The sequence below is a fragment of the Ignavibacteria bacterium genome (assembly GCA_016873775.1).
Classification (GTDB): domain Bacteria; phylum Bacteroidota; class Ignavibacteria; order UBA10030; family F1-140-MAGs086; genus JAGXRH01.
Genome location: VGWC01000016.1, coordinates 18,302 through 40,685 on the forward strand (window position 1 = coordinate 18,302; position 22,384 = coordinate 40,685).

At 40.1% G+C, this 22,384-nt stretch carries 20 protein-coding genes; 14 read left to right on the forward strand and 6 right to left on the reverse strand.

Annotation, left to right across the window (positions count from 1 at the left end; all coding sequences use genetic code 11):
- Window position 1: 1 nt before the first annotated feature.
- From FJ218_03955 to FJ218_03975, 5 genes are all read left to right on the forward strand, one after another.
- The gene (locus FJ218_03955) at window positions 2-577 is read left to right on the forward strand and encodes a biotin transporter BioY (protein ID MBM4166058.1); all 576 of its coding nucleotides are present in this window, start codon (window positions 2-4) and stop codon (window positions 575-577) included.
- Between the two features lie 94 nt (window positions 578-671).
- The gene (locus FJ218_03960) at window positions 672-3,767 is read left to right on the forward strand and encodes a hypothetical protein (protein MBM4166059.1); all 3,096 of its coding nucleotides are present in this window, start codon (window positions 672-674) and stop codon (window positions 3,765-3,767) included.
- Window positions 3,764-6,574, forward strand: coding sequence for a hypothetical protein (locus tag FJ218_03965; GenBank protein ID MBM4166060.1), 2,811 nt, complete (start codon window positions 3,764-3,766; stop codon window positions 6,572-6,574). Before FJ218_03960 ends, FJ218_03965 begins: the two co-directional genes overlap by 4 nt.
- 51 nt (window positions 6,575-6,625) lie before the next feature.
- A complete protein-coding gene (locus FJ218_03970) occupies window positions 6,626-6,805 on the forward strand; it encodes a hypothetical protein (GenBank protein MBM4166061.1) in 180 nt (59 codons plus the stop codon).
- 82 nt (window positions 6,806-6,887) lie between these two features.
- On the forward strand, window positions 6,888-7,565 hold the full coding sequence (locus FJ218_03975; GenBank protein ID MBM4166062.1) for a DNA alkylation repair protein: 678 nt from the start codon (window positions 6,888-6,890) through the stop codon (window positions 7,563-7,565).
- 45 nt (window positions 7,566-7,610) lie between these two features.
- Here FJ218_03975 and FJ218_03980 read toward each other — a convergent pair whose 3' ends face one another.
- Window positions 7,611-8,405, reverse strand: a complete 795-nt coding sequence (locus FJ218_03980; protein ID MBM4166063.1) for an SDR family oxidoreductase — start codon at window positions 8,403-8,405, stop codon at window positions 7,611-7,613.
- Window positions 8,406-8,898: 493 nt separating this feature from the next.
- On the opposite strand from FJ218_03980, the gene FJ218_03985 reads away from it, so the two are divergent.
- From FJ218_03985 to FJ218_04025, 9 genes are all read left to right on the forward strand, one after another.
- Window positions 8,899-9,612 carry an HAD family hydrolase gene (locus FJ218_03985; protein MBM4166064.1) on the forward strand — a complete coding sequence of 238 codons (714 nt, stop codon included), beginning with the start codon at window positions 8,899-8,901 and terminating at the stop codon, window positions 9,610-9,612.
- A gap of 29 nt (window positions 9,613-9,641) precedes the next feature.
- Window positions 9,642-10,649, forward strand: coding sequence for a Gfo/Idh/MocA family oxidoreductase (locus FJ218_03990; protein MBM4166065.1), 1,008 nt, complete (start codon window positions 9,642-9,644; stop codon window positions 10,647-10,649).
- Between the two features lie 123 nt (window positions 10,650-10,772).
- Window positions 10,773-12,191: an HD domain-containing protein gene (locus tag FJ218_03995; GenBank protein MBM4166066.1), complete on the forward strand. Its 1,419-nt coding sequence runs from the start codon at window positions 10,773-10,775 to the stop codon at window positions 12,189-12,191.
- A 140-nt stretch (window positions 12,192-12,331) separates the two neighbouring features.
- Window positions 12,332-13,678 (forward strand): TolC family protein, encoded by a 1,347-nt coding sequence (locus tag FJ218_04000; GenBank protein MBM4166067.1) that lies wholly within the window; start codon window positions 12,332-12,334, stop codon window positions 13,676-13,678.
- Between the two features lie 69 nt (window positions 13,679-13,747).
- Window positions 13,748-15,043 carry an efflux RND transporter periplasmic adaptor subunit gene (locus FJ218_04005; protein ID MBM4166068.1) on the forward strand — a complete coding sequence of 432 codons (1,296 nt, stop codon included), beginning with the start codon at window positions 13,748-13,750 and terminating at the stop codon, window positions 15,041-15,043.
- Window positions 15,044-15,128: 85 nt separating this feature from the next.
- The gene (locus tag FJ218_04010; protein ID MBM4166069.1) at window positions 15,129-15,821 is read left to right on the forward strand and encodes an ABC transporter ATP-binding protein; all 693 of its coding nucleotides are present in this window, start codon (window positions 15,129-15,131) and stop codon (window positions 15,819-15,821) included.
- Between the two features lie 146 nt (window positions 15,822-15,967).
- The gene (locus tag FJ218_04015; GenBank protein MBM4166070.1) at window positions 15,968-17,185 is read left to right on the forward strand and encodes an FtsX-like permease family protein; all 1,218 of its coding nucleotides are present in this window, start codon (window positions 15,968-15,970) and stop codon (window positions 17,183-17,185) included.
- A 26-nt stretch (window positions 17,186-17,211) separates the two neighbouring features.
- Entirely contained in the window at window positions 17,212-18,441 is a 1,230-nt protein-coding gene (locus FJ218_04020) for an FtsX-like permease family protein (protein ID MBM4166071.1), read from the forward strand.
- Between the two features lie 54 nt (window positions 18,442-18,495).
- Window positions 18,496-18,993, forward strand: coding sequence for a DUF1572 domain-containing protein (locus tag FJ218_04025; protein ID MBM4166072.1), 498 nt, complete (start codon window positions 18,496-18,498; stop codon window positions 18,991-18,993).
- A 59-nt stretch (window positions 18,994-19,052) separates the two neighbouring features.
- Here FJ218_04025 and FJ218_04030 read toward each other — a convergent pair whose 3' ends face one another.
- The 5 genes from FJ218_04030 to FJ218_04050 all read right to left on the reverse strand — a co-directional run.
- Window positions 19,053-20,318: a T9SS type A sorting domain-containing protein gene (locus FJ218_04030; GenBank protein ID MBM4166073.1), complete on the reverse strand. Its 1,266-nt coding sequence runs from the start codon at window positions 20,316-20,318 to the stop codon at window positions 19,053-19,055.
- A 229-nt stretch (window positions 20,319-20,547) separates the two neighbouring features.
- Window positions 20,548-20,751, reverse strand: a complete 204-nt coding sequence (locus tag FJ218_04035; protein ID MBM4166074.1) for a T9SS type A sorting domain-containing protein — start codon at window positions 20,749-20,751, stop codon at window positions 20,548-20,550.
- A 42-nt stretch (window positions 20,752-20,793) separates the two neighbouring features.
- On the reverse strand, window positions 20,794-21,099 hold the full coding sequence (locus FJ218_04040) for a sigma-54 factor interaction domain-containing protein (protein ID MBM4166075.1): 306 nt from the start codon (window positions 21,097-21,099) through the stop codon (window positions 20,794-20,796).
- A 17-nt stretch (window positions 21,100-21,116) separates the two neighbouring features.
- On the reverse strand, window positions 21,117-21,551 hold the full coding sequence (locus FJ218_04045; GenBank protein MBM4166076.1) for a hydrogenase maturation protease: 435 nt from the start codon (window positions 21,549-21,551) through the stop codon (window positions 21,117-21,119).
- 25 nt (window positions 21,552-21,576) lie between these two features.
- Window positions 21,577-22,384 (reverse strand): Ni/Fe hydrogenase subunit alpha (locus FJ218_04050; protein MBM4166077.1); only part of this gene is annotated, 808 nt, incomplete at its 5' end.

Sequence of the window (22,384 nt, forward strand, 5' to 3'; positions counted from 1 at the left end):
TATGGAACATACTCATTCATCAACATTATCCATTGCAAAACACAATGCAACAACTCTCAACATTGTTTTTATTGTTGGATTTTCACTGCTTACTTCAATCGGCGCTCAAATCGAAATCCCAACATTTCCGGTCCCCTTCACGTTGCAAACATTTTTTGTTCTTCTTTCTGGCGCAGTTCTCGGAAAACGCAACGGTGCTTTGAGTCAACTTCTGTATATCTCTCTTGGCATCGCAGGAGTTCCGGTTTTTTCGGGAGCAGGATTTGGAATCGCAAAAATACTTGGACCCACGGGAGGATATTTACTGGCGTTTCCATTCATTGCTTTTCTCGTTGGCTATGCAATGGAGCGCGCGCAAAATTTTTGGTGGATTTTTGCTTCAATGTTCACAAGTATGCTTGTGCTTTTTTTCATCGGAACATTTCATCTTTACACATTTTATCTTCACCGTTTTTCAGAATCGGTTGAAAAAGGATTTCTGTTGTTTTCCGTTTGGGATATGGTTAAACTTTTTGCCGCTTCTTCTATTGCGCATCAACTTGTACGGCGGAAAAAAACTTCACAGCAAACATTGTGAAATACATAACGACTGTGTGAACAGTATACGTGGATTCACGTACTATTCGCACAGTTGTTTTTTTTCGAGGCAAGAATAATCACTATTGAGGAATATGTCTTCTCCTCTCGAAAACGATTCCGCTCTTTCGTTCCCGAATCTTACGGTTATTTCCGCATCTGCGGGTTCCGGAAAAACGCACACACTCACGCTTCGCTATGTGCAGTTTCTCCTTTCAAAAAAAATTTCTCAATCGCATCCTCGCAATATTCTCGCCATTACGTTCACCAATAATGCGGCAAACGAAATGAAACGGAGAATACTCGAATGTTTGAAACGCATCTGTCTTGGCGAAAAAAAAATTGTTCACGACGTACAAGCAATTGTTTCTCTCACGAAAGAAGAATTGCTCCGTCGCGCAGAACAACAACTCGAATATATTCTCGAACATTATTCCGAGTTTCAAATCAAAACGATTGATAGTTTTATTCTTTCCGTTTTCAAATCGTCATCTCTCGAATTGGGTTTTCATCCCCACACGGAAATCATTCTTCATTCGAGAGAATTTTTTACGCAAGCGTTTCAGGAATTTTCCCGCAATACGCAGTTGCATCAACAACACGTACCGCTAATTCAGCAGTTGGTTGCATTGATGGAACACACGAATCGCGGCGGAACATATTTGTGGAATCCATTTCAAAAGTTCCTGAATGAAACAATTACCATATTTACTGAACTTCGCTCGCTCGTTAAACCGCTGGATACGGAGGATTATTCGCGCACGCTTCTAATGCTCGAAACTGAACTTGCAGAACAAGCAAATGCTGTGCTGAAACTTCTCGCGGCATCGGGATTGCCGCCGTACAAACTTTTTCAGAATGATTTGCACGACGCGTGTGAAAAAAAAATACCTTCGGTGCTTAAAAAAGAAATCAAATACAAATTTTACAATACCCCGAAAACTCAACAACACATCGCCGCTGAACAAACCTACGGAACAAAAATTACTGACGCAGCGCAACAGTTTTATGTAGTATTATCCCGCTATGCGCTCACGTTTTCGCGCATTCATTTTTTCCCGTACGTGAAATTTTTATCACTTCTCGAAGAACCAATTGCCACCATTGCAAAACGCGAATCGGTCATTACGATAGATGAAGTCAATAGGATGATGAAGAACTATATCACGAACAACACAATTCCGGAATTTTACGAAAAACTGGGCGACGATATTGCTCATTTTCTCATTGATGAATTTCAAGACACATCACCTATTCAGTGGTGCATATTACGACCGTTGCTCGAAGAATCGCTTGCAAAACACGGTTCGTTGTTTGTCGTCGGCGATTTGAAACAATCCATTTACGGTTTTCGCGGCGCCGATTGGAGAATTATGAAACGTTTGATGAGCGGAAGCGAGTTTTATTCCGTTCCGCCAATAGTGAAACAACTGGAAACGAATTATCGGAGTTATGAACATATTGTTCAGTTCAACGACGAATTCTTCACGGAAAAACTTGCGACGGCAAACGACTATGCAGAAGCGGCGGCACGTACCGGCTTATCGGATTTTGTTCAACACGCAAAGGAAGGAACTGAAAAGAAAGGCGTTGTTGCTGTTCATTGCATTCAGCAAAACGATGAAGAGAAAAATGTTCAGCAAGAGCTTATCAACATCATTCGCGATTGCGAGTCACGACATTATACGTGGAGTGATATAGCAATTCTTACGTACAGCAACCAAGATGTTGTTGCTATAAGTTCGTGGCTAAATGAAGCGCAGATAGAATTCATTTCCCATAGCAATCTTGATGTTCGAAAACGAAAAACCATTGCTGAAATTCTTTCGCTGTTGAAGTTTCTTGATTCGCCGATGGATAATCATTCGTTTGCAACGTTGATATCGGGCAATATGTTTTTGAAAGCGTGCGAACGTGCATCAATTTCTTGCACAAAAACCGAACTCTGTAATTTTTTATTTGAATCGCGCAACACAACGTTCTCGGCAACAACCATTCCTTTATATAAATCATTTCAAAAGAAATTTCCGGATGCGTGGATGCAATTCCTTGAACCATTGTTCACCGCTGTTGGATATTTACCGCTGTACGATTGTATTTCGTACGTGTATCAGCATTTCAATGTCTTTCAACATTTTCCCGAAGAAGAAGCGGCATTGTTGAAATTTCTCGAAGTTGTTTGCGTTTCGGAAAAAAACGGAATCAATACACTTCATACATATTTGGAATTTACAGAAATGAACGACGAATCGGAACAGTGGAACATCCGTCTTTCATCATCAGCAAACGCTGTATCCGTGATGACAATTCATAAAGCGAAAGGATTAGGATTTCCCGTTGTCATCGGCGTGCTTCCGGAAAAAAACGCAACTCCAAAAAATCTGATTATTGATGACAGCGAAGAACGTGCGCGCATTCTGAATATCAGGGAAGAACTCTGCAAGAAAAATGAAACGCTCGCAACTATTAAGCGCGAAAAAGAATTACTGACACAAACGGATGCGTTGAACAAATTATACGTTGCGTTCACTCGTGCAGAAGAAGAACTCTACATCCTCGCGCATTTCAAAGATGAAGCAAACAGAAAAAGCCCAACAGCATTGCTTACTCCTTCAGTCATCAAACCGAGCGAACGTTCCCCTCGACAAAACGCGCAAGAGAAATTCAATATGGTAAAACTAGTCCATCATCAGCGTTTCTCGGAAAATCTTGTTCCCGTTGCTCCGCGTGCCTCTCGAGTAGAAACGTTGCGCGGCGAATATATTCATCACATACTTTCGAACATCCAATTCATTGATGATTCTTGGGAAACAACGCTTGCCAACATTATTCACAATGAAATGGAAATGCTTCAGACGCCTGTTTCTTCCGAAGAAATTTTATCGGCACTCAAACAATTTTTCTCGATGGAAGAAATTCTGTTTTTTTTCAAAAATATTTCCCAACGGAAAATTTTGAATGAACAGGAAATCGTGGATAGAAACGGCGTTCTTCATCGTTGCGACAGAATCATTATTGATGAAACCATCGTTACCGTTATGGATTTCAAAACCGGAGGAAACGAGCGCGAAGCATCGTACCGAAAACAAGTACAAGAATATCGGAACGTCGTTAGCGAAGTATATGCGCCAAAGAACATTCGCGGTGTCATCGCGTATGTGGATTTACAGAAAGTGATAACGATAGAATGAGCGCAAGTTTTCTTTTCCCTGCGTCGCACAATCTTATCGAAGAAGTCGCTTCGCGATTGATGTTCACCAAAGCCGATTATTCGAGCAATCTTGTGGTCTTTCCTGGAAAACGTCCTGCGTTTTTTTTAAGAAAGAACATATCGGAAAAACGAAAACAAAGTTTTATTCCGCCACGCATTGTTTCGATTGAAGAACTAATCGAAGACTTGACGAAACGCCTTTTTGCCGAACAGCAACAAACAATTTCGTCGTTGGATGCGGTAGCATTACTTTTCGAGATTCATAGCGCATTACACATTCGATTCGGCGGAGACCATTTTCTTTCTCTTGATACATTTCTTCCGTTAGGAATCAAATTGTTTGGCGAGTTGGAAGAATTGCAACTTGCCAATTGTTCATACGAACAAGCGCGCGCAACTCTCGCTGGAATTACATACGGAAATGTTCACATCATTGCTGACGTGTACGAAAAATTTTACACTGCGTTGGAACAGCAACATCGTGTTACGCGGGCGATGAAATATCGTCGTGTCGCAAACAATTTTTCTCCGTCGGCGTTATCGGAATTTCAACAAGTTGTGTTCGCGGGATTTTTTTCGTTCACGCAAACGGAAATACATCTCTTGCAACAATTTTCGAAACTTCACCACGTTACGTTTCTTTTTCAACAAGGAAGCGGCATTCAGCGTTTTCTCGCGCGGCTTGAAATTCCAACGGAAAAAATTGCCGAAGAAGAACGAACGCCAACAACATTTTTCTATCGTTCTCCTGATTCGCACGGACAAGTATTTGCTTGCAATGAACAATTGAACGAGTGTCTGCGCAGGGATAACAATCTTGACGAAGAAACAGTTATCGTCCTTCCTTCTTCAGATTCGTTATTTCCGTTGCTTCATCATTCTCTTTCGTCGTTGCCGAATGTTGAATACAATATTTCCGCCGGGTACGCAATAACGCGTTCGCCGGTGTTTTCTTTCTATAACGCTTTATTGGAATTACTGGCAACAAAAAATGAACATACTTTTTCAGCATCGCAGTATATCGCTTTTATTCTTCATCCGTATATCAAAAATATTCTTTTTCATCAACGTGCGGACATAACACGTATGATGGTTCATTCGATAGAAAAATATTTTGCCGCATCGAAAGCGAATGCAGTATTTTCGCTGGAAGAATTGGAAAACCATCTCCCTTCGCTTATCGCAGATACGGAAGAATATTCTTCAAACGAACTTCAATCGCATCTTCGGGAAATTCATCGCCGCACGATTCATCAAATGCAATCGTATGAAACCATCGGTGATTTTGCAAACAACAGCATCTCCGTTCTCCAATACATTGAAGAAAACAGTACGGCAAAACGTCATTTGTATTTTTATCCGTTTGTGGAAAAAATAGTTGATGCGCTTGATACGCTAACCCATTCGCTCATTGCGAAACAGAAATTTTCAACCGCTCGTTCGTATGCGCAATTGATGCGCGCGTATTTGCAAACAATCGAAATTCATTTTTCGGGAACACCGTTGAAGGGATTGCAAGTGTTGGGATTTTTGGAAACGCGTACGATACAATTTCGGCGCGTGTTTGTGTTGGATGCGAATGAATACATTTTGCCACCAAGTTCATCGGGAACAGAATCATTTATTCCTCAACAGGCGAGAGAGAAACTCGGAATGGAATTCCATTCTGATAAAGAAAACCTCGCCGCATATTATTTCGACGTATTATTGAAAGGCGCAGAAGAAGCGCACATCTTTTTTACGGAAAACGAAAAACAAGAGCGTAGCAGATTTGTTGAGAAATTATTGTGGGAAAAACAACGTCGAGATAAAGTATATTCCGATGAACAGTACGTAAAAACAATTTCGTATCAACTTTCGCTAAAAAATTCCACCCCGGAAACTATTCCAAAAACCGCTTCTATCATTGATTTTCTCAAAAAATTTTCTTTTTCAGCAACGTCGCTTGATACATACTTGGAATGTGATTTGAAGTTTTATTACCGGTACGTTCTCGGTTTATCGGAAGGAGAACAATTCAATGATGATATAGAAATGAGCGATGTAGGAAATATTGTTCATAAAGTTTTAGACGAATTTTTTAATCCATGGACGGAACAAACGTTGCAAGAAAAACACTTGAGCCCGGAAACACTTTCGGAAATTCTTTCCAAAACACTGCGAACAACATTGGGAGATGGGAACTTTATCCATATCGCGTTGCTTCGGTCGCAAATAGAAAAACAATTGCACCGATTTCTAGAACAGTACCAATTTCCGATGCTTCGTTCACAACCAATTGTGTTGAAACAGAGCGAACAACAACATTCTGTTCAGTATCAACAGTATCGTTTTTCCGCGCGCATTGATAGAATAGAACAACGCGACGAACAATGGTATATTCTCGATTACAAAACGAGCGGCGACGAAACACGATACCGTATTCGCTTCGATAAACTCAAACCTGATGATGCTACAACGTGGAGAAACGCAATCGGTTCGTTGCAATTGCCGCTCTATGCATTCATCACTTCTCGTGCGTACAACATTCCGTTAGAAAAAATTTTTCCTGTCTATATTTTTCTTGGAATGAAGAATATAGATGAACGTATAGAAGTTCCGTTATTTGATACCGCAGAACAGATAACTGAAAAATACGCGATGTTGCATCAAGTAATTTTCAAACTTCTGAACGAAATTACTGATGGAAAGACAGACTTCAAACCAACAGAAGATTTGGAAAAAAGTTGTCCGCGTTGTTCATTCCAAACCATTTGCGGAACACAATGGATGAAACGATGGGAATAATGAGCGCGCTTTTTTTCTCATTATCTTTGGTATGTTTGACTGAATTTTTTTATGAAACAAGAGGCAACATTATTTTTCTTCCTACGATTTTTTCACGTCATCCTGTATTTCTTTGTTCTCTTGCTCGCAAGTAAACGGCATCTTGTCGCACAAGATAAACTGACATTTCAGCGTTCAACTATTGACAACGGACTTTCGCAAAACACTGTGCAAACATTGCGAATAAATTGAATCTGCACGGAAGTTTTATGTTCTTGAAATTTGCGCTGGGAAACAGAAAAAATTTGTAACGTATCGCACTGTTTTAAGACGAATGAACTCAACACAAATCCTTGCAATGCTTCACTCGCTCAGCAATCCTCGAGCGAAAGAAGCGTTATCGTATTTTAAAATCGAATCAAAAAATGTAATTGGAATTTCTGCTCCGATTCTGAAAACTCTTGCAAAAAAAATTGGAAAAAATCACAAACTCGCGCAAGAACTGTGGGCAACAAACGTGCTTGAAGCGCGGGCAATTGCTGTGCTTATTGAAGAACCGCACAAAGTTTCTGAGAAACAAACAGAATCGTGGCTGAAGGATTTCGATAGTTGGGCAATTGTGGATACGGCGTGTTGTTATCTTTTTCGTTTGCTACCCAATGCGTACGAAAAAGTGAGCGAATGGACTTCACGCGAAAAAGAATATGAAAAGCGTGCGGGATTTTCGTTAATGGCATATCTTGCCGTTCACGACAAGAAAGAAAGCGATGCGAAATTCGAACTATTTTTTCCGCATATCGTACGCGAGTCAACGGACGAAAGAAATTTTGTAAAGAAAGCAGTAAATTGGGCGTTGCGGCAAATCGGAAAGCGAAATGTTCATTTAAATACCATTGCAATTCGCGTTGCGAAAGAAATTCACAAACGCGATTCTCGTTCAGCAAAATGGATTGCAAGCGATGCATTACGTGAATTGCAAAGCGAGGCGATTCAGAAGAGGCTGAAAAAGTGAATCGTGCATCGTATTTTCGGTTCACGAATCACGATGCACCAATAACTACGTATTCAGAGTGCGAACAATTGCCGTTACCATTTTTCTCGGCGTAATACGAACAGCTTTGGCAAGAACTTTATTTTTCAATCCGGCAATAACAAGTGTTTTACCTTTCATCATCGCTTTGTAACCGAGTTGAGCAACTATTTCCGCATCCATCATTTTTTTGCGACCAAAACGCGAACGTTCCATTTTTGCCCGCTTTTGAAATCCACTTGCCGTTGGTCCCGGACAAAGTGCAGTCAATGTTACTCCTGTTCTCCGTAACTCGCTCGAAATCGCTTCAGAGAACGAAAGTACAAATGCTTTCGTTGCGTAATACGAAGCCATCATCGGTCCCGGTTGAAATGCCGCAGTGGAAGCAACATTCATAATTTTCCCACTTTTCCGTTTCACCATTTCTTTTAAAAATAATTTTGTCAAATGCATCAGTGCGACAACATTGACTTGAATCATTTTCAATTCATCTTCAAGTTCTGTTTCTGAAAAATTACCGTACGTTCCAAAGCCAGCATTATTGACGAGAACGTCAACCGTAATATGTTCTTTTTGCAGTTGGTTAAAAATTTCAGAAGGAGCATTCGGATCCGATAAATCTTTGACAATAGTATTGATCGGAACAACGTACTTCAGTTGCAATTCGCCTGCGGCTTCTTTCAATTTTTTCGACTCACGCGCCACCATAATCAGGCGATATCCATCATCTGCAAAAAGCCGACTTAATTCCAATCCTATTCCACTTGAAGCCCCTGTAATAAGAACGGTTTTATAATTATTCTCTTGAATAACTGTACCCATAAAAATTTTCCCAAAAAGTTATTGTTACAAAAATAAATGCGGTGCAAAGATAATCATCTAAATGAATTTTACAAATGGGAAAAAATAAAATCCAGAAAAATTTTTTTACGTCATGCTTTGAAAGAAAATTACAATGTGCTATTTTTGTTTTCCCATGGTTGTCCAATAGAATCGAGCGCAAGTTGGAGCGGGGTTTTCTTGAGAGAAAGAGAATGAAGAAAATAATGTAATACAAAGAAGGAAAGAAAATATTTTGTTCATACGATGTAGTTCTATTTTGAATTTAAATAGAACACAGATGACGTCGATGAAACAGATTGTAACGGATTATATCAGCGAAAATCCGTTGAATCAGTTTCATCCGTGTTCTATTCAGAATTAGTTTCGGGGCAAAAAATATCACTTCTTACGTTCAATAACAATTCTTCACGCTTCATTCGCTTTTGTTTATATTTTCCCCGCTTTTTGAAACCAACTCCGCATAACCCGATTAATGCCGCATCTCGAAAAACTCTCCGCCGTAATTTTTGATATGGATGGAACAATAACTCGCTCCAACGATTTGATTTTCGGTTCGTTCAATTGCGTTGCGAAAAAATATTTGCGCAAAACTTTTTCCCCGAAAGAAATCACCGCTCTCTTTGGTCCGGCAGAAGAAGGAGCGATTGAAAAACTCATCGGCAAAGAAAAACTTGCCGAAGCGATGCAGGATTTTTGGAATTTCTATCGCGAGAATCATTCGATATGTTCGCTGTACGATGGGATTATTGACTTGTTTGAATTTTTACGAGAGCATAATATCAAAATCGGATTGTTCACGGGCAAAGGAAAAATTTCTACGCACATTTCGTTGCAGCAATTCTGCATTGAACATTATTTCGATTACATCGTAACAGGACACGATGTAACAAAACACAAACCGAGCGGCGAAGGAATCGAAATTATTCTGCGCGAACTTTCGCTCGATAAAAACGAAACGCTGATGGTCGGCGATGCAATTTCTGATATGAAAGCATCGGCGGAAGTTGGCGTACCGTGTGCTGTTGCATTGTGGGATTCGTATGCGTTGGAAGAAATTTTATTGCTTAATCCAGAATTGAAGTTTTTTTCGGTGAGTGAATTTTCAAATTGGTTGAAAGAAAATGTTTTGAAGCAATCAACACGTCATCCCGAACTTGTTTCGGGAACTTTTGTTCAATCAAAGTAGATGCTGAAACGAGTTCAGCATGACGAAATATGAGTAACAACAAAACAAATATCGCAGTTATTGGCGTTGGGCATCTTGGTTCATTACACGCAAAAATGCTTGCGGAAATTTCTTCGGCAAATTTCGTTGGTGTGTTTGATGTTGATGAACAAAAGCGAAATGACATTGCAATGAAATACAACGTTCGCGCATTTCCAAGTTTGAATGAGTTGTTCGAAACTGTGAATGCAGTAACGATTGCTGCAAATACACGATTTCATTTTGAAATTGCTAAACTTGCTTTGCAAAACGGAATTCATTGCTTCATTGAAAAACCAATTACGACAATGCCGAACGAAGCAGAAGAATTGATAACGCTCGCAAGAAAAAACAATTGCAAAATTCAAGTTGGACATATTGAGCGATTTAATCCCGCGATTCTTGCGATTGAAAAATACGATGTGAAGCCGATGTTTATTGAAGCGCATCGTTTGGCGCAATTCACTGCTCGCGGAGCCGATGTCGCCGTTGTGCTTGATTTGATGATTCATGACATTGATATAATTTTGAGTTTGGTGAAATCGGACGTTGCACAAATTGATGCGAATGGCGTTGCGGTTGTTTCCGATTCAGTGGATATTGCGAACGCGCGCATCAAGTTTGAAAACGGATGTGTTGCAAACGTAACGGCGAGCAGAATTTCGCAGCAGAAAATGCGGAAGATGAGAATGTTTCAGCACGATGCGTATATCTCAGTAAATTTTTCGGAGAACAACGCGGAAGTATTTCGGCTTGTGGATGAACATTTTCAAATGCAATCGCGAATGATGAAACTCGGCGCGATTGATTCGGGAAAATATCAGCGTAACATTATTTTTGAACAACCAGAAATTCCGCAACTCAATCCGCTAAAAGTCGAGTTAGAAGAGTTTGTGAAATGCATTCAGCAAAACACCGAGCCGAAAGTTACTGCGGAAGAGGGAAAGCAAGCGTTGGTTGTTGCGAGTGAGATACTTTCGAGAATTGATGAACAACGTTTCGTGGTTCGTGAATCGTGAACGGCAATCTGTTAATTGTTATTAGTAATTAGTCATTTGTCATTCGTAAATTGAAAAACACTAATGACCAATTACAAATGACTAATGACTTTTTGTTATAAAGAAAAATTCTAATTATTGTAAGTGAACAAACTCCAATTCTCCAATACTCCATTACTCCATCACATCGGCAAAATTGCTGACGCGGAAAACGTTCAAGTGTATGTCGTTGGCGGATTTGTACGTGATGCTTTGATGGAACGTAAACGCGAGCATTTCGATATTGATATTGTTGTTGTTGGCGATGGAGTGGCATTTGCGAAAACCGTTGCGAAACATTTCGGAAGAAAAAACATTGTTACGTTTGAAAAATTTGGAACAGCGCAACTTATTCTCGATGACGTGAAAATTGAATTTGTCGGTTCGCGCAAAGAAGCATACGACAGAAATTCACGCAAACCTTTTGTCGAAGTCGGAACGATTGAAGATGATGTAGCGCGAAGAGATTTTACAATGAATGCAATTGCATCATCGCTGAATAAAAATTCTTTCGGAGAAATTCTTGATCCGTTCAATGGAAGAAAAGCGATTGAAGAGCAAACCATAAAAACACCGCTTGCACCGGAAGCAACATTCAGCGATGACCCTTTGCGAATGATGCGCGCGATTCGTTTTGCATCGCAGTTGGGATTTTTTATCGAAGAAAAAACACTTGCTGCTATTAACGAAATGCGCGAGAGAATTTCGATTGTGTCGCAAGAAAGAATTACGGATGAGTTTTTCAAAATACTTGCATCGCCGAAACCAAGCGTTGGACTAAAATTACTTCATCAAACACGATTGCTTGAAATAATTTTTCCCGAAGTTTCGCAAATGGTGGGACAAGAACAGCGAAAAGATTTTCACCACAAAGATGTTTTTTTTCATACGTTGAAAGTGGTGGACAACATTGCAAAATCAAGCGATAACGTTTGGCTACGTTTTACCGGATTGATGCACGACATTGCAAAACCGCGCACAAAAGCGTTCGATGAAAATGTTGGATGGACGTTTCACGGACACGAGGAAGTTGGCGCGCGAATGCAAAAAAAGATTTTCAAAAAATTAAAACTTCCTCTCGAACAACTTTCCTATGTCGAAAAACTTGTGCGCTATCATTTGCGACCGATGGTGTTGGTGAAAGAAGAAGTTACAGAATCAGCAATTCGGCGTTTGTTGTTTGATTGCGGCAGCGACATTGACGATTTGATGTTGTTGTGTCGCGCAGATATTACGTCGCAAAACCCGCAACGTGTTGCAGAGTATTTGAAAAATTACGATGTTGTCGTTCAAAAAATGAAAGAAGTGGAGGAGCGCGATAAACTTCGTGCGTGGCGACCGCCGGTGATGGGTGAAGAAATTATGCGTGTGTGTGGAATTCCCGAAGGAAAACTTGTCGGTATGTTAAAAAAAATGATTGAAGAAGAAATTCTCGAAGGAAGAATTCCCAATGAACACGATGCGGCTTTAAATTTTCTTTTTTCTATAAAAGATGAAGTAATTTCTCAAAAAGTACAAGTCTAATGTTTTGTTTCACGCAAAGCCGCAAAGATGCAAAGAAAATTATTTTGCGACTCTGCGTCTTTGCGTGAGACAATAACTGCTTGCAACCTTTTTACCAATTTTAGTATCTAATACATTTATTATTCAAATCAGTTATACCAATGTTCATTTCAAAATTGATGAAACATATTTATTTATTGTTGTTCGCGATTATTTTTTGCGGAACGAAAACATTTTCTCAAACAAAAACTATTTCTCTTTCGGAAGCGATTTCGATTTCTTCGGAAAAAAATACACAAATGATATCGTCTCGAAATTCTGTTGAATCGCAGCAGAGTTTTCAACGGGTTGCGTACGGAGCTTTATTTCCCAGCGTTTCTACAAGTTGGAACTGGACGCGTTCACAAGATCCAACGGCAAGTTCGACAACAATTCCGGGCTTTGGAACAATTACCCAACCGCGAGTTTCAAATTCTTTTTCCGCTGGAGTTGATGCGAGTTTAACCTTCTTCGATGGGTTTGCTAACTTTGCGGCGTTGGACAGAGCAAATTTAAATGTGGAAACTTCCGAACTGACGCGTGAACGAACAGAACAACAAACTATATTTCAAACAATTTCCTTGTATTTAAATGTTTTGCGAACAGAGCAATTGTTGAATGTGCGAAAAGATAATTTGCGAAGAAGTAATGAGCAACTCAAGCGAATTCAAGAATCGCAAAAACTTGGCGGTGTTGCGTTGGCGGATGTCTATCGTCAGCAAGTAATTGTTTCTAACGATGAACTTGCGTTGATTCAAGCGCAAAATGAATTTGATAAATCGAAAGTAGATTTGGTAACGTATTTAACACTTGACCCTCTCGTGCAATTTGAATTCGCCGATGCAACAGTTCCGAAAGAAATTGATTCGGTCGAAATTCAAAATGTAAAACGTGAAGAAAAAAACTATTCGGCATTTTCACAACAAGCAATGCAACGCAGATTCGATTTTAAAACTTCTGAACAAAACGTAACTGCGGCGGAATTGGGAGTGAAATATTACCAAGGCGATTGGTGGCCCTCGTTGCGCGCGTTTGCATCGCTCGATTACTCCGGAAGGAAATTGAGCAAAACGACGTACAGTGGAATGTCGTGGGGAATTTCGGCAAGTTATCCGCTCTTCAATAATTTTCAACGAGAGAATTCGATTCAGCAATCGGAAATTGATTTGCGCAATGCAAACGAGCAACTTTCTTTGAAAGAGCGACAGGTGAAAGCAGAAGTTCGGAAAGCAGTATTGGATTTGGAAACTGCAGTAAAATCACTCGAAGTAAGTCAAACGGGAATTCGTTCTGCAATTGAAGACAGAAGAATAGCAGAAGAAAAATATAATCTTGGCGCTGGAACGTTGCTCGATAAACTCGTTGCTGATGCGAATTATACGTCGGCAATTTCAAACAAAGTCAATTCTGTCTATAATTATATTCTTGCGAAACGCAATCTTGAATTTGTGGTAGGAACACTCAAGTAAAAGTAGTTAGAAGTCAGTAGTAAGTAGAAAATCATAATTCGAAAAACAAACATCGTACATCATTTATTTATGTCAAACGGAAATCAGAAAAAGAAATCGAAAAAGAAAATTATCATTTGGTCAATCATCGGCGTAGTCGTTATCGGACTTGTCGTAACAATGGTTTTGAGAGGGAAACAAAAACCGGAAATCATTATTCAAACAGAAAAAGTGCAACGACGAACTATTACGCAAAGTGTAACTGCTGTTGGAAAAATTCAGCCTGAAAAAATGGTCAAGATTAATGCCGAAGTCAGCGGCGAAATTATTGCTATCGAAGTGAAAGAAGGTGACCGTGTACAAAAAGGCGATTTGCTCGTGCGCATTAAACCCGACCAATACGAAGCGCAAGTGAAACAGCAAGAAGCGGGGTTAAATGCGCAACGTTCTGCCTTAGTAATACAGGAAACTCAGAGTAAAAAAGCAGAAAATGATTTCAAGCGTATCAAGGGATTGTTTGAAAAAAGTCTTGCCTCACAGCAGGATATTGATGCATCGAAAACCGTTTGGGATGTTTCCGTAGCACAATGTGAGTCGCAGAAATTTGCGATTGAACAAGCAGAAGCGTCACTGAAAAATATTCGTGAAGCGCTTGCGAAAACAACAATCTATGCGCCGATGAGTGGAACTATCAGCGAACTCATCAGCGAAGTAGGTGAGCGCGTGAGCGGAAGTACGTTTATGCAGGGAACACACATTCTCACCGTTGCGGACCTTTCGACAATGGAAGCGCGAGTTGATGTTGGCGAAACGGATGTTATCAATATTTCACTCGGCGACACTGCGCGCGTAGAAGTTGACGCATTTCCGAACGCCAAATTTAACGGTATTGTGCGTGAAATTGCGAACACTGCAAAAACATTTGGGCTTGGCACACAACAAGAAGTTACAAACTTTGAAGTGAAAATCCGATTGCTCAACGATGAACAATTTCGTCCGGGAATGTCCACAACAGCAGTGATTGAAACGGATACAAAACAGAACGTGCTTTCGGTGCCGATTCAAAGCGTAACGATTCGAACAAAAAAAGATGAAGAAAAGAAACAGCAATCGGAAGAAGAACGGCAAGAAATGGCAGCAACAATTGTGAAAAAGAAAGAAGAAAAGAAAGTAAGAGAAGTTGTGTTTGTTGTAGGAAGCGATACGGTAAATATGACAGAAGTAAGAACCGGAGCAAGTGATGATTCGTTCATCGAAATACTTGAAGGATTAAGTGAAGGTCAAAACGTTGTCTCCGGAAGTTATCGCGCAATCAATCGCGATTTAGAGCAAGGTTCTAAAATTCGCGTGGAACAAGAGAAACAGAAAACTGAAGATAAAAAGTAGATGATAGAATATAGAGCAGTAATAGCGTTAATCAATAGGTTTCTTGAAAATTATCAATCACTCATCATATACTAAATTAATTTGAATGGAAAATCACGCACTCATCAAACTAGAACAACTCACGAAATCATATGATATGGGAAAAGCGGAAGAAGTGCACGCATTGTGCGGGGTAAATTTGCAAATTCAAAAAAATGAATATATCGCAATTATGGGGCCTTCGGGTTCCGGCAAATCCACGATGATGAATATTATTGGATGTCTCGATACGCCAACGTCGGGAATTTATATTTTGAACGGACTAGATGTTCACGATATGGAAGATAATGCATTGGCAAAAATCCGCAACAAAGAAATCGGATTTGTGTTTCAAACATTTAATTTACTTGCGCGTTCCGATGCGTTGCATAATGTTGAACTCCCGCTTATCTATGGAGGAATTGGGAAACGCGACCGCCGTGAACGTGCGATGGAAGCATTGCGTCAAGTAGGACTTGAAGACCGCGCGCATCATAAACCGAACGAACTTTCCGGCGGACAACGTCAACGTGTTGCGGTTGCGCGCGCATTAGTTACGAATCCCTCGATCATTCTTGCCGATGAACCTACGGGAAATCTCGATTCGAAAACAGGGGAAGAAATTATGGCGTTGTTTGAACAACTTCACTCGCAGGATAATACCATCATTCTCGTTACGCACGAACACGATATTGCTTTGCATGCGCATCGTGTTGTTAGTTTGCGAGACGGAATGATTGAAAAAGATGAGCGAAGGTGATAATTTTCAATTCTACGATGACGAAAGAAGAACTACAAGAACGGGGAAAACAAATGGCTTTACGGGTGATTCGATTAGCAGAATCCTTCCCGAAAAGAAAAACAGCAACGCCAAACAAATCAGAAATTGGCAATCGGAAATAGGAAATGAAACTCTGGGAAATCACCGAAGGGCTCCGCATTGCACTGAAATCAATTAAAGCAAATAAAATGCGCGCAATTCTTACGACGTTAGGAATTGTTATCGGCATTGTTTCCGTTACGCTTATGGCAACCGCAATCGAAGGAATGAACCGCGCTTTTTCCGATAATATATCGAAGATGGGTTCCAATGTTCTGTATATCCAAAAATCTCCATGGTTTATTGGCGAAGAATGGTGGCGATTACGAAACAGAAAAGATTTAACACTGCAACAAGCGAACGCATTGAAGCGACAAACAAAATTATGTTCCATCGTTTCGCCATCCGCAGGATTACGCGGTGTTATTCAAACCGGAGACAAACGCGTGGATGATATCGTCGTCAACGGTGTTGACGAGAACTTTGATAAAGTCGGTTTTGCGGAACCTTCCGACGGGAGATTCCTTTCGATGGATGATACAGAAAATGGAAGACCGGTTGTCGTTCTCAGTCAAGATATTTCAGAAAAATTATTTCCTCACGAAGAACCGCTTGGAAAAAGCGTGAAGATCCGCGGTAAAACATTCATCGTTATTGGTTTAAATGCAAAGCAGGGAAATTTTTTGGGAATGAGTCTCGATAACCGTGTGTTTATTCCGATAAAAAATTTTATTGACCTATATGGAAAGCAAGTGTTGTTCACTATCAATGCAAAAGTTGCCGATGGTGTAAACATTGAAGACGCAAAAGAAGAAGTGCGCGGAATAATGAGAAAAGTCCGACATCTGAAACCAGCGGAAGAAGACGATTTTGCCATCAATCAACAGGAACTTTTGCAACGACAATTCGATAATATCTTTTCTGTGATTTACGGAATTGGATTGTTTATTACGGGAATGTCCTTGTTCGTTGGCGCAATCGGAATAATGAATATTATGTTTGTTTCCGTAACGGAACGCACGAAAGAAATCGGAATAAGAAAAGCGTTGGGCGCAAAACGTCGAACGATACTTTTACAATTTCTGATTGAAGCGGCGGCAATTTGTTTAATCGGCGGTCTTATCGGACTTGCCATTGCAACACCATTAAGTTTTCTCATTGATTCGTTTCTTCCAACATCTATGCCTCTTTCCATCGTTGTCGTTTCACTTTTAATGTCCATCGTTGTCGGTTTAATTTCCGGATTGCTTCCTGCTTATCGCGCGGCTAAATTAGACCCGGTGGATGCCTTGCGGTATGAATAATATTTTTTCAAACAACATTAGTTTCAATGGAATTCAAAGAACTTCTTACAATTGCGCTTACTTCCATTCGCGCCAATAAACTTCGTTCCATTCTTACACTTTTAGGAATTGTCGTCGGCGTCTTTTCTATTATTGCGGTGATGACGGCAATGGGTGTTCTGCAAAGTACAATTGAAAAAGATTTGAGCGATTTAGGTGCAAACACGTTTCAGGTGCAAAAATTTCCGGTCAATATCGGCGGCGGCGGAAGAGACCGTTCCAAATTTCGCAACAGAAAAAATATCACGTATGAACAAGGAATTGCCGTCAAAGAACGCGCAACTCTTGCTGAATATGTTGGCGTGGAAACATTAGAATACGGAAGAACCGTACGAACAAAACGATACGAAACCAATCCTTCCGTGACGCTCTTCGGCGAAAATACCGATGGACTAATTACGAATAACTGGATTCCAAAAGATGGACGCGGAATAAGCGAGGACGATATTGAATATGCTCGCAATAATATTGTACTTGGCGCACGTATCGTTCAAAAAATATTTCCTCACGAAAACCCGGTCGACGCAACGGTGCAAGTTGATGGAAGACATTATCGTGTTATCGGCGTTCTCGAAGAAAAAGGTTCATCGCTTGGAGGAAATCAGGATAATCAGGCAATTATTCCGATAACAACGTTTATGCGCTACTACGGAAAAGAACGCAGTTTCAATATTATGGTGAAAGCGCAATCGCAACAGTTGTTCACGGAAACGATGGAACAAGTGCGCTCGCAACTCCGCAACATTCGCCGCGTTGCTCCTTCGGAAGAAGATGACTTTGCTATTTTTTCCAACGATTCTCTTATTGACCAATTCAATGATTTTACGAAATACGTGAAGTATGGAATTCTTTTCATCAGTTCTATTGCGTTGCTGGCGGCGGGAATCGGCATTATGAATATTATGCTTGTATCCGTTACAGAACGCACAAGAGAAATTGGAATCCGAAAAGCATTAGGCGCGCGCAAACGGGATATTCTCCGTCAATTCATCATTGAAGCAGTTATTCTTTCCGAAATCGGCGGCATGGTTGGAGTTTTCCTCGGTATTCTCGGAGGCAATATTGTCGCACTCTTAATGGAAACTTCTGTCGTTATTCCGTTTGATTGGGCAATTATTGGATTACTGATTTGTTCTTTTGTTGGAATAGTTTTTGGTGTCTATCCCGCGTGGAAAGCGTCAAAACTTGTTCCGATTGAAGCGCTGAGATACGAGTAAAACATTTTATTTGTACTTATCGAAGTAATACCGTGTAAATCGAAAAGACCACGTATGACACAAGACAACGAAACCTTTTCACACCAGTACATCGCATATTGCAGAAAAAAAATTTTGAAAGAATATTTCCCGAAATTTCAACGTTGTGTCAATGAATTAAGCGAAGAAGAAATCTGGTGGCGCGCCAACGAAACGGACAATAGTGTTGGAAATATCCTTCTGCATTTGTGCGGAAATATACGTCAGTGGATAATTTCCGGCATCGGTGGAACGGCGGATATTCGCGAGCGCGCAAAAGAATTTTCCGAACGAACCCACATTCCCAAAAACGAATTGTTGCATAACTTGGAAACGACGATGCAGGAAGCGGATTGCGTACTGCAACGCGTTGATTCATCAACTCTTTGGGAAATGCGTCGTATTCAAATTTATGACGTAACGGTTCTGGAACTCATTGCCCAAGTTGTCGAACACCTCTCGTATCATCTCGGACAAATTGTGTATATCACGAAAATGAAAAAGGGAATTGATTTGAAGTTTTATATGTTGTAACTCCATACACTACACGTTCCTGTTTCTCGAAGCGTGGAATGTTGAATTTCTTTCCTGTATTATTTCACCAGCACTAATTTTTTCACGTCAACAAAAACTTCTGATTCGCCTGTTATTTCGATACGATAAAAATACACGCCGCTCGGCAAATTCATTGCGTCAAATTCTACTTCGTGTTCTCCTTCATCCATTTCTTCATTTTGTATAAGCGTTGCTACTTCTCTTCCGAGAACATCAAAAACTTTTAAGGACACAATACTATTCACGATTAACGAATAACGAATCACGGTTAACGGATTGAAGGGATTTGGGTGGTTTTGAAAAAGAGAAATTTCCGACGGAAAATTATTTTCTGTCATGGTAACCGATGTAGGAATAATTTCTGAAGAACGGAGAAGCGTTCCTTGCGAACCGCTGACATAATACGTAACAAGTGAATCAACTTTTGTAAAGGTGATGGTGAACAATGCCGCAGAAGAGCCGGAATTCTGCATCTCCCACGATGTTCCTGTATTTGTCGTCTTGAAAATAAATCCCGGTGTTCCAACTGCATAACCGATACTATCCGTTGAAAACGTTACCGAATGCAACAAAGCGTCAAACAGCGAGGTAGTTGACCACGATGTTCCTCCGTCCGTGGTTTTCAAAACTTTTCCGTAATCGCCAACAACGTAACCGACATTCTCATTCCGGAAATGCGCGCCGAGAAAAATATCATCATTCGTTTCGGAATGTATTTGCGACCACGTTGTTCCTCCGTTGATTGTCTTAAAAATTTTTCCTCCATTGCCGCAAGCAAAACCAACATTCACATTTACAAAGGAAAGCGCGTATAACCCCACAGTGATACCTGAATATTGTCCAAACCACGTCGCTCCGCCATTCGTGGTTTTGTACATCGGTGAACCTCCAATCCCGCACATATAGCCAATACTGTCATTGAGAAATGTTATCCCCGTGAAAATATATGTTTGCCCAATGGAATTAGAAGTCCAATTCATTCCACCATTAGTAGTTACCAAAAATCTGCTGTTATATCCCGCCGCAAAACCTTTATTTGCGTCGAGAAAATACACTGCCATTAACTCATCATTTATTCCTGTCGGTTGAATCGTCCACGTGTTTCCTGTATTCGTTGTTTTTATTATCGTTCCCTGCTTTCCAACTGCGAAACCGATGTGCATTGAATCCGTGTGAGGAAAAAATACCGAATTTATTCCTTGAGAAGTTCCGGAGTTTAACGTTACCCATTGTGAATAACTCAAGGGGGAAATGACAAATGTAAGAATGAGAAAAACAAAAAATTGTGTTGTGTGCTTATTCATAGTTCGATATATCGTAATAAAATTTTCGGGATTAAAGTAATAAGTAAATCTACAATTGCCAAAAATTCAAATTTCTTTTTAATCAACTCTACAACGAACAAGCAAACCAACGTATTAACATTCAATGGAAAAATATTTCATTCCTTAGAACTTATTCTTCTAATTTAAAAAGGAATGACGCAGAGAAAAGAAAAATCTTTCCTCTGCGTCTTTGTAGTTTTCTAAAAAATCACTTCATCAAAATCATTTTCTTCGTTTCTGTTTTTCCTCCAACGGATAAACGATAGAAATACATTCCGCTCGAAAATTTTTCTGCATTCCATTGCACAGAATAATTTTTCGCAAGTAATCCAATAAAAGTATAGTTTCCGTTGACATCAGTTAACGCAGAATCCGTTTTATCATCCGAAAGATACATACGCCAGTTTTGCACACCGGTTTCAGTTTCATCTGTCGTCTATGTCATCAAGAAAAATTATTCCGGTGTTTGCAAGTTCAAACAATCCATTTTTCCCGACATCGCATTTGTGTATGCTCCTTTTTCATGCCTAAATAATTCGCTCTCCAGCAATTCCGGAGGAAGCGTCGAAAGTCCTACTTTAATAAACGCTTGCGCGCTGCGAGAACTGTTTCGGTGAATAAATTCCGCGATGATTTCTTTTCCAACGCCTGTTTCTCCCACTAACAAAACCGTTGTATCCGATGCCGCAATTGTCGTTATGCGGTGAAATATCGGACGCAGTGTATGCTTTGCCCAATAATCGAAAATGTACTTGGGGATTTTTGCATCTTACATCATCAACGCTCACAAGAGTTCAGAATGTTCTCAATGACAGAATCAGCCGCAGTTACCATTTCAGAGGAGAACATATTCCCTGTTTCAAAACTTCTACCTTCAATTCCGAACACAAGCAGTTGTTGCGGAAGTTGATTCAACGTGCGAGAGAGTTCGATTGCTTCAGCGATGCTGAAGAGATGCGACGAGTAATTAAAAAAATTAGTGGGAATTTTTTCTTTGCTTGCATCGAAGAAATGAACAGTTCCAGCATTTGCGTTTGACGAAACTGCATCAACAACAAAAACCATTTCTTTATTTTTCCAACACTCCATTAAACTTGCTCCTTCGCCGCTGTGTTCAATTACTTTTACATTGTTGAGATTTAGTTCTTTTATTTTTCGAGCAACGTAAATTCCAATTCCATCATCGTTGCGAAATTCATTTCCTACGCCGATAACAATAATTGGAGAATTTATTTTTTCAGTTGCGTTCAATTTCCAATTTCAAAAAATGAGTAGCGCACGAAATGCACGGGTCGTAGTTACGGATTGCTTGCTCGCATAACCACGTGAGTTTCTCATTATCGAGTTCAAGATTTTTGGGAACAAGATTTCGTAAATCACTTTCCATCGTTCGGAAATTTTGTGCTGTCGGAGGAATGATTTTCGCATCAAGAATATTTCCGCTTTCGTCAACACGATAGCGATGGAACAAAATCCCTCGCGGCGCTTCCGTACATCCGTAACCAATTCCTTCTTTCGGAATAATTTCTACGCAAGGTTTTTCCGGCATTTCATAATGCTCGATTATTCGCAGTGCTTCTTCAATTGCATACAATGTTTCCACTGCGCGAACAATAATACTCTTGAACGGATTTTTTATGAACGATGGAAGTCCAACACTTTTTGCCGTTTCTTTGCAAAGCGATGTGAGTTTATCAAAGTTCAAATTGTATCGTGCGTTCGGTCCGACAAAATAATTTCCACGCTCTTTCAAAACAGAATGTAATGCGTTGGAATGTTGCACATGCTCTTCTGCAAAATGATATTCGTAATCTTTAATTTCAATGTCTAATCCTTTATTGGAAACAAGTCTTCCTTCGTTGAACGGATATTCATTCGGATGACGAAGCGCAACGTATTCATAGTCTTGTTCAAATTCCGGAAAGGGAAATGTTGCAACAAGTTTCACCGTATCAATAGCCGCATCGCGAGCCCATTTCAATTTTTCAACAAGTGAAAGCAAATCTTTTTTCGTCGGCAATTTGTAAAATCCGCCAACGCGAACA